Source organism: Polaromonas sp. YR568, from assembly GCF_900116715.1.
In the GTDB taxonomy this organism is placed as follows: Bacteria; Pseudomonadota; Gammaproteobacteria; order Burkholderiales; family Burkholderiaceae_C; genus Polaromonas.
Genome location: NZ_FPBM01000005.1, coordinates 17,367 through 32,370 on the forward strand (window position 1 = coordinate 17,367; position 15,004 = coordinate 32,370).

The following is a 15,004-nucleotide window of genomic DNA, read 5'->3' on the forward strand; positions in this document are numbered from 1 at the left end:
GCTTAACCCGTCGCCCCGCCCTGCGCGGCAGGCTTCAAGTCATGCTTGCCCAGTGAATGGGAAAGAGCGTAGATGCCGTGTGTCATGGCCGCAAGGGCGCCTGCAGCCTGGAGACGCTGCGGCGACAGCTCGTTGGCCAGGGCGTGTTGCAAGGCCTCCGTCTCATAGGACGACAGCAAGACAATCCAGTCGGCGGCGGCATCCCCGCCGCGGATTTTTTGCTCTTGTGTCATGGCTGCCTCCGGCGTTCGGGTTTGCAGCAGGTGCGCCCCGACGATACCTCTGCTTTCTGCCTGGCGCGCCAGCAGCTTTTCCAGCCCGGCCAGCAAAGGCCCTGCCTGTCCATCCGCAGGTGACAGGCGAATCGTCAGCACCGCCTTGCCGAGCCCGGCGCCAAAACTGCTGAGCACCTTGCACTGGCTGCGCACCATGTGCAGGTGGTGCGGCATCATCTTCGCCGACCATGGCGACGGGTTATTGAGGCTCTGCAGGTATCCCGCAGAGGTGAGGGTTTCATACGATGCCAGCTCGTACATCACAAAGAAACCCGTTCCTCCGTCAATGTTGGACCAGCGTGAGCCGCGCAGAAAACCTTCAATGCCCATGCGTTCCGGAAAGTGTTCGCGGGAGTGCCACTCCTGGAACTCCTCGCGTTGGGCGGGCAGGATGTCCCACCACATGGCAACTGCTGCCTTGCCTAAAAGTGACATGTCGTCGAACCTCAGTAGAACCAGCCTGCCGGAACAGTGACCAGTTTGGGGAAAACCACCATCAGGAACATTACCGCGAACTCGGCGATCATGAACGGGATGACACCCTTGGTGACGTCGTCCATGCTGATCTTGCCGACGCCGGCCACCACATTGAGCACCGTGCCCACCGGGGGCGTCACCAGTCCGATCGAGTTGTTGATGATGAACAGCACGCCGAAGTAGACCGGATCGATCCCTGCGGCCTTGACCACGGGCATCAACACGGGCGTCAGAATCAGGATGGTGGGCGTCATGTCCATTGCCGTGCCGACGGCCATGACCAGCACCATGATGGCCGCCATCAGCAAAATCGGGCTGTCCATGAAAGGCTTGAGAAGGCTCACCACCATTCCCGGCAGGTTGGCCACGGTGATCAGCCAGGCGCTGACCATGGCCGCGGCGATCAGGAACATCACGACGGCGCTGGTCTTGGCCGAGGCGACGAACACGCCGTACAGCTGCGGGAGCTTGAGTTCGCGGTAGATCACGGTCGAGACGAACAGGGCGTAGACGGCAGCCACCACGGCGGCCTCGGTGGGCGTGAACACGCCCATGCGCAGGCCGACCAGGATGATGACCGGAAGGATCAGCGCCCAGGTCGCGTCACGGAACGCCTTCATGACCTCGGCAGCAGATTTGCGCGGCGGCGGCACGATGTCTTCGCGCCGCACCAGCCAGGCCCAGGTGATCCACAGCGCGCCGCCGATCATCAGGCCCGGCACGATGGCTGCCAAGAAGAGCTTGGAGATCGACACGTTGGCCGCCACACCGAAGATCACCAGTCCGATACTGGGCGGGATCACCGGGCCGATCACACCCACGGATGCGATGAGGCCACCCGCGCGCACTTTGTTGTGCCCGGCCTTGACCATCATCGGAAGCAGCAACGCGGTGAGCGCGGCCGCGTCCGCCACGGCCGAGCCCGACAGCGCCGACAGCAGGCAGCCGGCCATGATGGTCACGTAGCCCAGCCCGCCCTTGACGTGGCCGACCAGTGCCAGCGCCAGGTCGACGATGCGGCGCGACAGGCCGCCGACGTTCATGATCTCGCCGGCCAGCATGAAGAACGGCACGGCCAGCAAGGGGAAGCTGTCGGCGCCGCCGACCAGGTTCTGCGCCAGGATCTGCGCATCGAACAGTTGCAAATGCCACATCAGGGCGACACCGCTGGCCAGCAGCGCAAACGCGATGGGAATGCCCAGGGCCATGGCGGCCAGCAGCGAGCCGATGAAAATGAAGATGGTCATGGCCGTGCTCCCACGGTGCTGTCCGGCTGGCGCGCATCGTCCAGCACCTGCTTGAGCTGCACGGCCTCTTCCGATTCCTGCACCATGACCAGTTCATCCTCCGACAGCTGGCCGGTGACGGCCTTCCACAAATCCAGCAGCAGCAGGCCGCAAGCAAGCACGCCGAACACGAGACCGGAGAGGTAGACGATGGACATGGACCAGCCAGTCGTCGGCGCCGTGACGTCCCAGTTGATCTTGACCTGCTCCCAGCTGCCCATGGCCAGCAGTACCACGATGAAGATCATCAGCGCGTGGCCGATGATGAGGCAGATCTTTTTGCCGATGACCGGCAGCCGCCCCACCACCATGTCGATGCCGAGGTGACCGTGTTCACGCAGCGCGACCAGCGCTCCGAGAAAGGTGCCCCAGATGAACAGCCAGCGTGACAGCTCTTCGGACACCGTGATGCCTGAGTTAAAGCCGTAGCGCAGCACGACATTGCCGAACACCAGCACGACCATGAGGGCCAGGCCAAAGGCGATGAGGAACTCAATGCCTTTGCAGGCCTTGTCGACGAACTTGTCCATGTCAGTTTTTTGCGGCAAGGGCTTGCGTTTCGCGCGCGATGTCGGTCACGACCCTAAGGCCCTGGAGGTACGAGCGGGGACCGAAACCCTGGATCGTGCCCTTCACCGCCGGCGAGATGATCGAGTGGTGGCGCCAGGGCTCACGTGTCGCGAGGTTCGACATGTGCACTTCGACCACCGGGAAGGGCATGGCCTTGATCGCGTCATGCAGCGGCACGCCATGCTGCGTCAGCCCGGCGGGGTTGACCAGCGCGCCCTGCGCCGAGTCGATGTGCTCGTGCAGGAAATCAATCAGCGCTCCTTCGTGGTTCGACTGCAGGGTCTCAAGCGTCACGCCCAGTTCTCCCGCCAGTTTGGCCAGCATGTCGTTGATCTGTGCGAGCGTCGTGGTGCCGTAGATGTGCGGTTCGCGGCGGCCGAACAGGTTCAGGTTCGGCCCGTGGAGTACAAGTATTTTCATGGAGTTAAAAACTTCACCATCAGAACTTGGACACGCGTTCCAGCTCGGACTTGAAGAGGGTCACGATGGCCGGGTCATAGGCAGCGGAAAACTTGTCGTAGACCGGACGCACGTCGGCACGCATCTTGGCCAGCTCGGCGGGCGGCACGTCGTTGTAGAGCATGCCCTTGGCGGTGAGCTCGCCCAGCGCCTTGGCCGAAACTTCACGGCTGACCACGCGCTGCCAGTTTTGCGCTTCGATGGCTGCGTCCTGCAGGATCTTGTGCTCCGTCGCCGAGAGCTTGTCCCAGAAGCGCTTGCTGATCTGGATCGGGTTGGTCGCGTAGACGTGGTTGGTGCCGCTCACGTATTTCTGCACTTCGTAGAACTTGCTCGAGGCGATCACCGCGAAAGGGTTTTCCTCACCGTCGACGGCCTTGCTCTCGAGCGCGCCGTACAGCTCGGCAAAGGGCATAGGCACCGGGTTGGCCTTAAAGGTCTTGAAGGTTTCCAGGAACACCGGGTTCGGGATCACGCGCAGCTTCAGGCCTTCCAGGTCGGCGCCCTTCATGATGGGACGCTTGCTGTTGGTGACGTTACGAAAGCCCAGGTCGAAGAAGCCCAGCACGATCACGCCCTTTTCAGGCAGTTTGGCAGTGAGCATCTTGCCCAGAGGGCCGTCGACCAGCGCGTCAGCCTGCTTCGCATTGGCGAAGAGGAAGGGAAAGTCCAGCAGGCCGAACTCCTTGACGATGCCGTTGAGCGATGTCGTCGAGGCCACCAGCATTTCCTGCACGCCGCCCTGCACGGCGGACTGCTGCTGCAGCTCGTTGCCGAGCTGGGAGGCCGCGAATTCCTGCACCTTGATCTTGCCGCCGCTCTTGGCGGCGACGATCTCGGCGAATTTGCGCACACCCAGGCTGGTCGGGTGGTCGGGGTTGTTCAGGTGGCCGAACTTGATGGTGCGTTCCTGGATGTCCTGGGCCAGGGCCGCAGTTGGCAAGCCCAACAGGACGGCTGCGGCCACGGCCAGGGTGCGGCGGGTGAAGCAGGTGAAGAGGGTGAAGGGCATCGACGTCATGGAAGGGGTCCTTTTGTCTCGGTTTGAATCTTTGGAGGTGAGTGAAAAAATGGGCGCCGGCAGACAGGTCGTACCTTCGCCGGTATCAAGGCAGGTGGATAATGGCTGAAAGTGGAAAGTCTTTCCACTATGGAAAACCATTAGCATTTTCCGATTCATCCCGGCCCAAGGCGTGGCCAAATACCACCCATGCCCCCGTCAAAAAACGTCGTTTCCCCATGAGCACCCTTCTCGAACGAAGCTTTAAAACCCTGGAGCAGCTGGCCGTGCACCCCGAGGGGCAGACCGTCTCCATGATTGCCGCCACGCTCGACATGCCGCTCAGCGCCACCCACCGGCTGCTGGCCGAGCTGTGCCGCTGCGGCTATGTGCGCCAGGTGCGTGAGCAGGGCGAATACGTGCTCACCATCAAACTCGTGTCGCTTGGCCTGGGCTTTTTGAGCGCCTCGGGTGTGGTCGATGTGGCGCAGCCGCTGCTCGACAGCCTGGCCGAAGAATCCGGCGAGCTGGTGCGGCTTGCAGTTGTCAATGGCGATGACCTCACCTTTGTGGCCAAGGCCCAGGGCGCACGCCGCGGCCTGCGTTATGACCCCGACATGGGCCTGTCGGTGCGCCTCTCGTGCAGCGCCGCCGGCCACGCCTGGCTGTCGACCATGAGCGACGAAGAAGCCATGCGCCTGGTGACCAAACAGGGCTTTGGCCTGCCCAAAGACTTCGGTCCCAAGGCCCCCACCACCGTCAAGGCATTGCTGGCTTATGTGCAGGCAGCACGCAAGCGCGGCTTCAGCATGATCAACGAAGTGTTTGCGCCGCAGATGACGGCCATGGCCGCACCGGTGATGTCACCCACGGGCGCGATAGGCGTGGTCACCATCGCCGGCCCGCTGGTGCGCCTGACCGAGACGCGCATGGAGGAGCTGTCGGAAGCGTTGCTGGACACGGCCGAAGAGATTCGCGCGGCGAGCGGCGCGTCAGCCATGTTCAAGAAACGGGCCTGAGCAGCGCTTGCCGGCGCGTCCTCTCCTGACGACCTGTTGTTTCTAGTCCGTCAATGCGAAACGGGTACCGTCCGGTAACGACACAGCCGGCATTCCCCCGCGAAGACGGAGCGCCGGGGCCTCACCCATGACGGTCGCGTAATCGCCCTCAACAAACAGCCCCGTGCCTTCAGGCAGTGCCAGCACACGGACAGATGAATTCAGGACGAAGAATTCGGCAAGCCGTTCTTCACGCGACTCCCCGTTAAACCCGGGGGGTTTGCCGCTGATGAAATGCGGATTGATCTGAAACGGGACCAGATTCAGTGCTTTGAGTGACGGCGGTTCGACGACCGGCATGTCGTTGGTCGTACGCATGGTCGGGCCCGCCACGTTGGCGCCGGCGCTCCATCCGACGTATGGCATTCCGCCCAGAACGCGATCACGAATCGCCCCAATCAGATCAGCTTCGTAAAGCCGCTTGAGGAGCGCAAAGGTATTGCCGCCGCCCATGACGATTGCCTCGGCCGACGCGACAGCCGCCTTCGGGTCGGCATACCGATGTATTGATTCACAGGCGTAACCGAGGCGTTCGAAAACCGGAGTCACCTGTGCTTCGAAGTCGGAAAAACTGGGTACCACTGCCGCATACGGGATGAACAGCACGCGCTTCGCATGGCCTTGCAACGCACGGTGAAACTGCGCGTCGGCATGAGCCAGGTAAGGCAGATTGCCCTTGCGTGAGCTGCTCATCAGCAAAAGGCGTTTGGTGGCCTTTCCTTGCCTCGCGTCATCTGTGCGGGCAGGGGATGCTTGCGCCATGAGGTTTCCGGCGGGGAACAGCGCAGCGGGCAGCGAAGCGGCTGAGGCGAGTTTGATGAGATTACGACGATCCAAGGCAGGCTCCTGATTAAAAGGGCATCGATCGAGACAATTAGTCTGTTTCGCCGAAGCCCGTTGTTGTGTAATGCGGCGACTATTTGCTACCAACCATCCTGGTCACCAAACCGGCTATCCAGGATGGCCACTCTTCTTCTCCCTGGAGAGCGAAAAGTGATTGCAATGTACTGTGGTCTATGGCTCGTAAAAAGAGCCACGGGCAGTCAGTTTGATGGAGCCACATTCATCTCACCATGCGTGCCCGTTAACGTGATGTCTATTGCTTCTTTCCTCTGTCGAAGCAAGAAATCCGGGTCTCAGCATCCTCTCAATCAAGACCAGGAGCACCCGCTAACGCACTTGCATCGCCAGGCACAGTCGGGCTACAGTTCGCCGAGAAACTGGCTCCACAAAAATCGCCCAACCAGAGACATTGGATAGAGCCATTCAATCGTGCGTTCAAATCATCTTGCCCTCTTATGCCAAGCGAGACACCAACCTTAGTACCGCAAGCACTGCTGGATGCGCCCTTGGCCAGAGATCGTGGCGCCGCGCCGATGCAGCGCCAATTGCATGACCGGTTGAAAGACGCCATCCTGGCGGGCCGGCTGGCGCCGGGATGCCTGCTGCCAGGCTCGCGCGCGCTTGCAGAAGCCCTGTCAATCTCGCGCAACACGGTGACGGCGGCATACAACCTTCTGGCGGTGGAAGGGTATGTTCAACCGGATCGAAAGGGAACCAGAGTTGCAACGCTGATTCGCCCGCCATCGCGTGCACGGCGCGCTGCACAACCGGCAGTGCCCCTTCCAGCGCGCCTGGCACGGATTCAATCGACGGTGCCACCTGCCGAAGCAGGTCTGGCGCTGAGGCCTGGCGTTCCGGCCTTGTCCCATTTCCCCCTGGCTGACTGGCGCCGCGCCATAGACCGTGCAATTCATCGTGCGGGATCGTCGGCGCTAGGCTACGGCGACCCCTTGGGCGAACCGGCATTGCGCACGTCCATCGCCAACTACCTGAGTCTTGCCCGAGGCGTACGCTGCGACCCGGCGCTGGTAGTCATTACCGAAGGCGCGCAGGAGGCGCTCCTGCTCTGCGTTCGGTTGCTCACCAACCCCGGCGACATCGCCTGGATTGAGGACCCCGGCTATCGCGGTGCGAAGGCGGCCATGCATTCGGGTGACCTGCGCATCGTGCCAAAGCAGGTCGATGCGGATGGCCTGATGGTGACGGAGAAAGATTGGCGATCCCAGCCGCCCAGCCTGATCTACACCACACCCTCGCATCAGTATCCGGCGGGCGCCGTGCTGTCGGTTGCGCGCAGGCTGGAACTGATCGCAAATGCCCGGCGCCATCGCACCTGGATCATCGAAGACGATTACGACAGCGAATACCGCCATGTGGGGGCGCCCATAGGGGCAATGCAGGGGCTTGTGGATCAGGCTCCGGTCCTCTATGTGGGGACCTTCAGCAAGACCATGTTTCCATCGCTGCGCCTGGGGTTTCTCGTGTTGCCGGAAGCCTTGATTGCGCAGATGCGGGAACCACTGACAGAGATTCTCCGCGGTGGTCACCGGTATGAGCAGCTGGCATTGGCAGAATTTATAGACAGTGGTGAATTCAGCCGGCACCTGAGCCGCATGCGGCGCCTGTACCGCGACCGGCAGCATTCTTTGCGCGAGGCGCTGACCCAGCATATGCGGGTGCCACATGTCATTGAAGGCGGCAATTGCGGACTGCACTTGACCATGCGGCTCCCCGCGCAGTATCCCGATCGTGCGATTGCCGATGCGGCGCAGCGCCATGGTCTCGCTCCCGCCGCCCTATCGAGTTTTGCGCTGCAGCCCAGATCTCAACACAATGGCCTGGTGCTGGGATACGGGAATACTTCCGCAGAGCTGTTCTCTCCCATGATCCGGCGCTTGTCCCAGATCACTCTGGGCGCAAAAGTCTCCTGACGCTTCTCGTCAATCAACCCCTGCTCCGGCAGATCAACCCGCCGACGGCGGCTGCATAGGTGCGGAACTGGCCAAGGCGCGGCTAAGCGGCCATTTCTGATGGGATTTTTTTCATCAGGTCACTGCGGATCCTTGCCAGGGAGAGCGCCTGCTGACCTTGAGAGTCAAAGTTCTCCGAAGACAGCCATGTATCAAATGCGGCTTTTACGACAAGCCATTCACGGTCAACGATTGAGAACCAGGCCGTGTCCCGCGATCGCCCCTTATAGACAGTGGCCTGGCGAAAGATTCCTTCAAAGCTGAACCCAAATCTGGCCGCTGCATTTCGCGATGGCACATTCAGACTGTCGCATTTCCATTCATACCGGCGATAACCGAGCGTGTCGAATGCGAGCTTCATCAACAGGTACTGCGCCTCCGTCGCCGCGCGGGTGCGTTGCAGCAAAGGGGAATAGGTAATGTGCCCCACCTCCATCACGCCATTCACAGGATCAATCCGCATGAGCGCCATCGTTCCAACTGCGCGCTGTGTTTCCATGTCCACCACCGTGTAGTGAATCGGATCCAGACTTGCAGCCGCACGGTCGAGGTAGGCGCCAAGCTCACTCAGCTGGGTGAACGGCTCGGCAAGAAGATAGGTCCACATCCGCCCATCCTGCGCTGCGCTGTATGCGGCAAACAGGTCCGGCCCGTGCCGCTTCGGATCCAGGGGTTCAATCCGGCAAGTATTTTCCTTCGATCACAGCGCGCGGTGGTCTCGGCCTTTCAGTCCAGCCTTCGATAGTTTCGCCAACTTCCTGCCCATATGAATTTATCCGCGTCATCCGACTTTCCTATCGTTGCTAAAAGTCTAGAGTACGCGCGGCGTGGCATTGCAGAAAGGGCCATGGACAGACAATTTTGTGGTGCCACACATCCCCACGAATATCAATCAATCCCAACGAAGCATGAAGTTTCGGCTCAGACTTCAGCGCAATCCGGCACCGGCTTAATGGTGAGGACCCCAAGGGCCTTCCCAAAGCGGCATGGCCGGGTTGGTCCCAATCGTGCGTTTTGCCGCGGCCCTGGTTTTGGCTGGCTTGGCCTTGGGGTCCGGCGCGCGCTGGGTTTGCGTCTGGCTGGCTGCGCCGGCCGGCCGGTCGGATGCAAGGTCTGAGGCGTGCAGCCCGGTTGTTGTAAAAGCAGCAGCCAGGCCAACAGATGCAAGAGGTCGCAGGATCAAAATCAACATTTTGGGGCCCTCCCGTAGTGAATCGTCGTCACTGCTGGAGAGCATGCAAAGGCCGTGCCAGAGCCTGGAGATCCTTCTGTCCCTGAACCTTTAGCCGCCTCATAACGCGCCCATCATCCGCCGGTACCACTCGTGGAAATGCTGCATGCCGTCTTCCAGCGGCGACTGGTAGGGGCCGACGTCCGACACGCCCCGCGCCAGCAACGCGCGCCGGCCCGCGTCCATGCGCTCACCGATCTCGTCGTCTTCCCTGGCGGTTTCCATGTAAGCGGCACGGTGTGCTTCAATAAACTCCCGCTCGAAGGCGGCGATCTCTTCGGGGTAATAGAACTCCACCACGTTCACCGTGTCCTGCGGCCCCTTGGGGTAAAGCGTGGAGAGGACCAGCACGTGCGGATACAGCTCGATCATGTGGGTCGGGAAGTAGGTGACCCACACCGCACCGAAATCAGGCGGCGTGCCGGTGCGGTAGTTCAGCAGGCGGTCGTGCCAGATGCTGTAGATGTCGGAGCCCGGCGCGCTCAGCGAATCGTGCACCCCGACGCGCTGCATGCTGTACCAGTTGGCAAACTCCCAGCTCAAATCGTCGCAGCTGACAAAGCTGCCCAGGCCGGGGTGAAATGGGGCGACGTGGTAGTCCTCCAGGTAGACCTCGATAAAGGTCTTCCAGTTGTAGTTGCACTGGTGGACTTCCACATGATCGAGCACGTACTCCGAAAAATCGAACTCGGGCCGTTCAAAAAGCGGCGCCATGTCTTGCGCCGGGTCGCGCGCACCCTCAAACAGCAGGCCGTGGCAGTTACGCAAGGGAAAGCGCTGCAGGTTCTTGCACGGCTTTTGCTCGAACTGCGGCGCGCCCAGCAGCTCGCCACTGCTGTTGTAAGTCCAGCGGTGCAGCGGGCAGACGATGTGCCCGCCGGCCGCCGACAGGTTGCCTGTGGGATTGGCCTTTCCGCTCACATCGCCGGGCTCACCGCCCAGGATCAGCGCCTGCCGGTGCCGACACACGTTGGAGAGCAACTCCACGCCTTGCGGGTTGCGCACCAGCACCCGGCCGCCGTCTTCCTGCGCCAGGCGGCGCCAGTCGCCGGCCTGCGGCACGGCTTTTTCGTGGCCCAGGTAGCGGGCCGACTTGTTGAAGATCAAAGCCTGTTCGCGCGCGAACAGGGCCTCATCAAAATAGGCACTGACGGGTAGCTGTGGACTCTCCGGCAGGACATGCACCAGCCGTGCAATATTGTTCATGGGAATCTCCAGGGCGTGGCGAAGCACACCGGCCCGCACGGCACGGCCGCATCGCGAAATCAAAAGCCCGGACTACGAAGGATCGGCCAGCAATCGGGCGATGCGCTTGTCGAGCGGGAGCTTGGGGCAGGTGCTGCACTTCTCGCCGTCATGGCGGCGAAAGTAATGGCAACACACCTTGCGGTCGAGGGCGAGCGCTAGCGTGCCGTCACGCGCGCGGTAGACAAACATGCCGCAACCACCGGCAATGCCCAACTGCGCCAGCCATTTCTCGCCGAGCGCGGCGACCTTGGTGGCGTCCTCAAAAAGACCGGGGCTGCTGCGATGCACCAGCAGCAGCGCGCCCAGCACGCACTCGGCCTGCAGCCGGTCGGCGGCGCGGCCATGCAGGGCCACCAGTGGCATGAGCGCCGCGCGCGTGGCATCGCAAAGGCTGCGCAGCTCGCCGGCCGCCAGCCGCATGCGTGCAGCCAGCGACGCGGCTTTCGCGGGTGCATGCACCGGTAAATGGAAGCCGCCGGGAAATCCGTCCACCACGGGCTGCCTGAGAGCGGCAAGCACAGGCACATGGCTGTCAAGGTGAACGGCGATCACGCTCAGGTAGACCGGCTGCCAGATCGCCAGCCCCCAGCAGCGCAGCGCCACATAGTGGGCGCCGGCTTCGGGGTAGGCCTCCGCCCAATGCCGGCACAGTGCCTGCAAGGGAGCTGCCGCCGCTACCGCGCCGTCATAGCGCAGCGCGCCGGGCAGCAAGGCATCGCCCTGCACCCCGCGCAGCGCGGGGGCTATGCCCTCGGCCAGTTGCAACACGCGGGCAAGGTCGACGTCGGGCGCGCAGGCCGACGCCGGTGCAGGCGCGCCCTCCAGTGCCCAGCCTTCTGCCCGCATGTCCAGGCTCATGCAACGCTTTCCAGCGCCGGTTCCGCTTCTGCCTTGGGTGCGGCGCGGCGGCGCAGGCCGGCAATCGGGTTCACCAGGTTCCCGGCCATCTTCAGGCTGGAGGCAGGGTCGGCCAGGTTGACCATCTGCACGTTGTTGCCGAGCTGCAGGCGGTTCAGGCAGGAATGCAGGAACTCGGGCACAAACATGTCGTAGTGCGCGAACTTGCCGGCCATCTCGGGATGGGCTTCTTCGTAGTCGGATACGCAGTCGGCCACCGATTGCCAGAACTCGTTCTCGCTGCAGCAGGCGTTTTCGACCAGCACCTGGTTGATATGGCGCAGCACACCGTCAAACACATCGATAAAGATGCCCAGCAACTTGAAGTGATCAGGCACATCGACCGCCAGGCGATTGACGCGCTCCGGCAGCGTCGCCTTGGCTTCGATGTTGAGGATGGCGCACTCCTCGGCGATGTCTTTCATGATGGCGCGCACCGGCACATGCTTGTCGAGCACCAGGATCAGGTTCTCGCCGTGCGGCATGAAGGTCAGGTCGTGTTTGTAGAAGCAGTGCAGCAGCGGCGTCAGGTAAGCCTTCAGGTAGCTTTTCAGCCAGGCTTTTGTGCTCAGGCCGGAGCGGCGGATCAACTCAGGCAGCAGCGCATGGCCGTCCTTGTCGATATGCAGCAGCGCGGCCATGGTCATCAGGCGCTCGCCCTGTTTCAGCAGGGGCAGCGGGCTCTCACGCCATAGCGCGGAGAACATCTTCTTGTAAGGCGTGTCGACCGGTATCGCGGCTTCATAGTAGTGGTTGCGAAAGCCGATGGAGGCGACTTCCTGCAGGATGGTGAAGCCGTTCGCCCGCAGAAAAGGATCGGCAGACACCAGCCCCTTGATGAACTCATTGATCGCCGGTGTGCCCGACATGTAATAAGGCGACAGGCCGCGCATAAAACCCATGTTCAGAATGGACAGCGAAGTCTTCACATAACGCTTGCTGCGGTCGCTGGTGTTGTAAAAAGTGCGGATGGATTGCTGGGCGATGTAGTTGTCGCGGCTGTAAGCCAGGCAGATGATCTTGCGCTGGGCCACATAACCGGCGAAAGCAATCGACAGCTTGTTGAACCATTGCCACGGGTGGGCCGGCATGAAGTTGTAGTCGGCCGGATTGACGCCCAGTGCGGCGACCTCTCGCGTAAAGCCGTCTACCGTTTCCTGGCCAAGCTCTTCACGCAGCAGCTGTTCGTAGCTGAGTGTGGAGATGCTGGAGAAAGCGGCATGGTCCTTGTGCACGGCCAGCCAGATCACACGAATTTCGGACCCGGCCTCGGGTGCATAGGCGCGGTAGTCGGCTGCCGTGAAGCCCAGCCGCCCGTTGTTGGCGACAAAGCCCGGATGGCCTTCCGTCATGGCGACTTCAATGGTCTGGAAGTCTGTGGCGTCGGCCAATTGGGCGCTGCTGGGCGCGTCGGCCTTCATGCGTTTGTAGGCGCTGCCAAAAAGCGTGCTGCTGATCTCGTCCAGATAAATGGGCAGCAGCTCATCACGTATGCCCAGGCGCTGGCGGCATTCGATGATGAACTGCAGTGCGTCCAGCGGCTGGTCGGCCCCGTTCACCAGCTTGCGGATGGATTCCGGCTTGATGTACCAGTGGCGCAGCGCCAGGCGTTGCGCCTCGAACTGGTAGCACACGGCGCCGTCGTCCGAGCAGACCTGGTACAGCGTGAAGCCGCCCTGGCCGGCGCGCAGCTGTTCCGGCTCGATGATGATTTCGTGGGCGTATTCGGCAATGGCTTTTCGCAGGAGCAGGCGATTGGCCTGGGCCCAGACCTCCGGCGAGAGGTGGTCAGCGAACTGAGCCGGATTTTGCGCGAGCTGGTTGGCAATGGTGACGTTCATGAATGGACTTCCTCTAAGGTGGCGGCCGTAGCCTGTTCAAAATCCCGCCGTGTGCAAAAGGCGAGGCTGGCGATCTTCTCGGGGAAGACCACATCACGGTCGTAGGTAAAACCTGCCGACCGGTTCAAGGCATGGACCTTGTGATTGGTGGCGTCGGGCTCGACGACGATGCGCTGCGCATCAAGGTGCGCGAACATAAAACGCATCAGCGCGTGGAACACCGTGCGCGAATAGCCGGCGATGCGCCGCTCGGGCGGCCCGATAAAAATATGCATGCCCAGGTCGCCTGGCTGCACGGGGTAGAAGGCCCGGATGCGGTCCTGCGCGGGGTCGTAGCATTCGGCCAGGAAGGCCGGCCGGCCTTCGTGCCAGCCGATATAGGGCGTGGCGGTGCCAGAGTCCAGCATGCGCTGGTAGGCCTCGCGCACTTCAGCCTCGGTTTTGTCCTGCATCAGCCAGAAAGCGGCGCGCTCCTGCGTGAACCAGCGGTGCAGCGTCGGGATGTCCTCCGGTATCCGCAGCGGCCGGAAGACAAAGCCGGCTTCGTCACGGTAGGGCCTGAGCACCGCGTCGGCGCGGCGGTGGATCGTGTCAGTTGGCATGGGCGGGTTCCTTCAAGGGGGCAGCGCTGGCTGCATTGCCGGTTTCTTCCATGTGCCCTGCACTGGGCACCTTGAGGATCAGGCGGTCCAGCAGCGCGGTGAGGACAAAACCGCCCGCCGCCAGCAGGAAGGGCACATGCAGCCCGTAGCGGTTGACGATGGCGCCGGCGGCAAACGATGACAGCAGCACCCCCATGTTCTGGAAGAAATTGGTGATGCTGTAGTCCTGCGCGTAGCGCTGCGGCGTGGACAGGCGGAACAGATTGACTTCGAGCTTGACGATGATCTGGAAGAAAGCCCAGCCATAGAGCACGCGGCCGAGGACGACCAGGAACGGATCGGGCGCGGCATGCAACAGCAGGCCGACCGCACCCAGCAGCAGATTACCCACCGTGTGGTCGGGCAGCTCGCCGCCACGCGCCCTTATCCAGGCGTGCAGACGCAACGCGACGATGGCCACCACACCCGGAATGGCAAAGGCCATGCCGGACAGCAGTTCGCTGTCGTTGCCGGTGATCTTCTGCCAGTACAGGGCAAAGAAAGGCCGGATCAGGTAGGCGCTGAAGTCGAACATCAGCATCACCATCGCGAGCTTCAGGATGGGCAGGCGGGCCAGCAAGCCGACGCGGCGCGCTTCGGTGGCTTCGGCCAGCGCCTGCTCGCCGGTGTTGACGCGGATGATCTTGCCGCTGCGTATCAGGTAGAAGCAGACCGCCATCTGGAAGTAGTCACCTGCGGCCATGGCAAAAATGCTGGCGCGTGGCCCCCAGGTTTGCAACACAAAGCCACCCACCACGGCCCCGAAGATCGCGCCAAAGTGCACCACCACCGACAGAATGCCTATGGTGGCCGCGTGCTCTTCTTTGGGCGTCAGCCGCATCATGTAGGGGTACATCAGCAGGTAGCTGCTTTTGCACATGAACATCAGCATCGACAGCACCCAGTAGATCTCCACGGTGGGAGCCCAATCGCTCAACAGGCTGAAGGTGCCGGCGGCGAACTGCGTGTAGACCAGCAAATGCAGCGGCTCGACGCGGCGCGCCACGCGCGCCCATAGCGGCAGCGTGCACATCACGGCGATGGAGATGGCCGCCACATAGGCGCCCACATGCACGGGGCTGTCGATGCCGTAGCGTGCGCTGAAGAACTGCGGATAGAAAGGAATCAGGATGGCGTCGCTGATAACGGCCAGCACCGTCATCGTGATGATGTGGAATCTCAGGTTCATGCTTTTTATGCCCCTCAGG

Annotated in this window: 13 protein-coding genes and 1 pseudogene; 2 read left to right on the top strand and 12 right to left on the bottom strand. The window is 62.1% G+C overall.

From position 1 onward, the window contains the following. Positions 1-2 precede the first annotated feature (2 nt). The 5 genes from BM408_RS12000 to BM408_RS12020 are packed head-to-tail and all read right to left on the bottom strand — an operon-like array spanning position 3 to position 4,088. A complete protein-coding gene (locus BM408_RS12000; RefSeq protein ID WP_092130113.1) occupies positions 3-710 on the bottom strand; it encodes a hypothetical protein in 708 nt (235 codons plus the stop codon). Positions 711-721: 11 nt separating this feature from the next. Further along, on the bottom strand, positions 722-1,999 hold the full coding sequence (locus BM408_RS12005; RefSeq protein ID WP_092130114.1) for a TRAP transporter large permease subunit: 1,278 nt from the start codon (positions 1,997-1,999) through the stop codon (positions 722-724). Then, complete coding sequence (locus tag BM408_RS12010) at positions 1,996-2,568, bottom strand: TRAP transporter small permease (RefSeq protein WP_092130115.1); 573 nt, start codon at positions 2,566-2,568, stop codon at positions 1,996-1,998. Before BM408_RS12010 ends, BM408_RS12005 begins: the two co-directional genes overlap by 4 nt. 1 nt (position 2,569) lies before the next feature. Then, positions 2,570-3,028, bottom strand: a complete 459-nt coding sequence (locus BM408_RS12015) for a type II 3-dehydroquinate dehydratase (protein WP_092130116.1) — start codon at positions 3,026-3,028, stop codon at positions 2,570-2,572. A 19-nt stretch (positions 3,029-3,047) separates the two neighbouring features. Further along, on the bottom strand, positions 3,048-4,088 hold the full coding sequence (locus BM408_RS12020; protein ID WP_254774790.1) for a TRAP transporter substrate-binding protein: 1,041 nt from the start codon (positions 4,086-4,088) through the stop codon (positions 3,048-3,050). Between the two features lie 218 nt (positions 4,089-4,306). Between BM408_RS12020 and BM408_RS12025 the strand changes: the two genes are divergently transcribed. Then, entirely contained in the window at positions 4,307-5,086 is a 780-nt protein-coding gene (locus BM408_RS12025) for an IclR family transcriptional regulator (RefSeq protein ID WP_092130117.1), read from the top strand. Positions 5,087-5,128: 42 nt separating this feature from the next. On the opposite strand, the gene pepE is transcribed toward BM408_RS12025, so the two are convergent. Then, positions 5,129-5,962, bottom strand: a complete 834-nt coding sequence (gene pepE, locus BM408_RS12030) for a dipeptidase PepE (protein WP_371327010.1) — start codon at positions 5,960-5,962, stop codon at positions 5,129-5,131. A gap of 461 nt (positions 5,963-6,423) precedes the next feature. Here pepE and BM408_RS12035 point away from each other — a divergent pair, with 461 nt between their 5' ends. Then, positions 6,424-7,899, top strand: a complete 1,476-nt coding sequence (locus tag BM408_RS12035) for a MocR-like pyridoxine biosynthesis transcription factor PdxR (RefSeq protein WP_092130118.1) — start codon at positions 6,424-6,426, stop codon at positions 7,897-7,899. A gap of 82 nt (positions 7,900-7,981) precedes the next feature. Here the strand turns inward: BM408_RS12035 and BM408_RS12040 are convergent. From BM408_RS12040 to BM408_RS12065, 6 genes and pseudogenes are all read right to left on the bottom strand, one after another. Further along, positions 7,982-8,723: pseudogene (locus tag BM408_RS12040) on the bottom strand (GNAT family N-acetyltransferase). Positions 8,724-9,229: 506 nt separating this feature from the next. After that, on the bottom strand, positions 9,230-10,375 hold the full coding sequence (locus BM408_RS12045) for an aromatic ring-hydroxylating oxygenase subunit alpha (protein WP_092130119.1): 1,146 nt from the start codon (positions 10,373-10,375) through the stop codon (positions 9,230-9,232). 72 nt (positions 10,376-10,447) lie between these two features. Next, positions 10,448-11,275, bottom strand: a complete 828-nt coding sequence (locus tag BM408_RS12050; RefSeq protein WP_092130120.1) for a siderophore ferric iron reductase — start codon at positions 11,273-11,275, stop codon at positions 10,448-10,450. Beyond that, on the bottom strand, positions 11,272-13,155 hold the full coding sequence (locus BM408_RS12055; RefSeq protein WP_092130121.1) for an IucA/IucC family protein: 1,884 nt from the start codon (positions 13,153-13,155) through the stop codon (positions 11,272-11,274). Before BM408_RS12055 ends, BM408_RS12050 begins: the two co-directional genes overlap by 4 nt. Next, positions 13,152-13,757, bottom strand: a complete 606-nt coding sequence (locus BM408_RS12060; protein WP_092130122.1) for a GNAT family N-acetyltransferase — start codon at positions 13,755-13,757, stop codon at positions 13,152-13,154. Before BM408_RS12060 ends, BM408_RS12055 begins: the two co-directional genes overlap by 4 nt. Next, positions 13,747-14,985 (bottom strand): MFS transporter, encoded by a 1,239-nt coding sequence (locus BM408_RS12065; protein ID WP_092130123.1) that lies wholly within the window; start codon positions 14,983-14,985, stop codon positions 13,747-13,749. Before BM408_RS12065 ends, BM408_RS12060 begins: the two co-directional genes overlap by 11 nt. Positions 14,986-15,004: the final 19 nt, after the last annotated feature.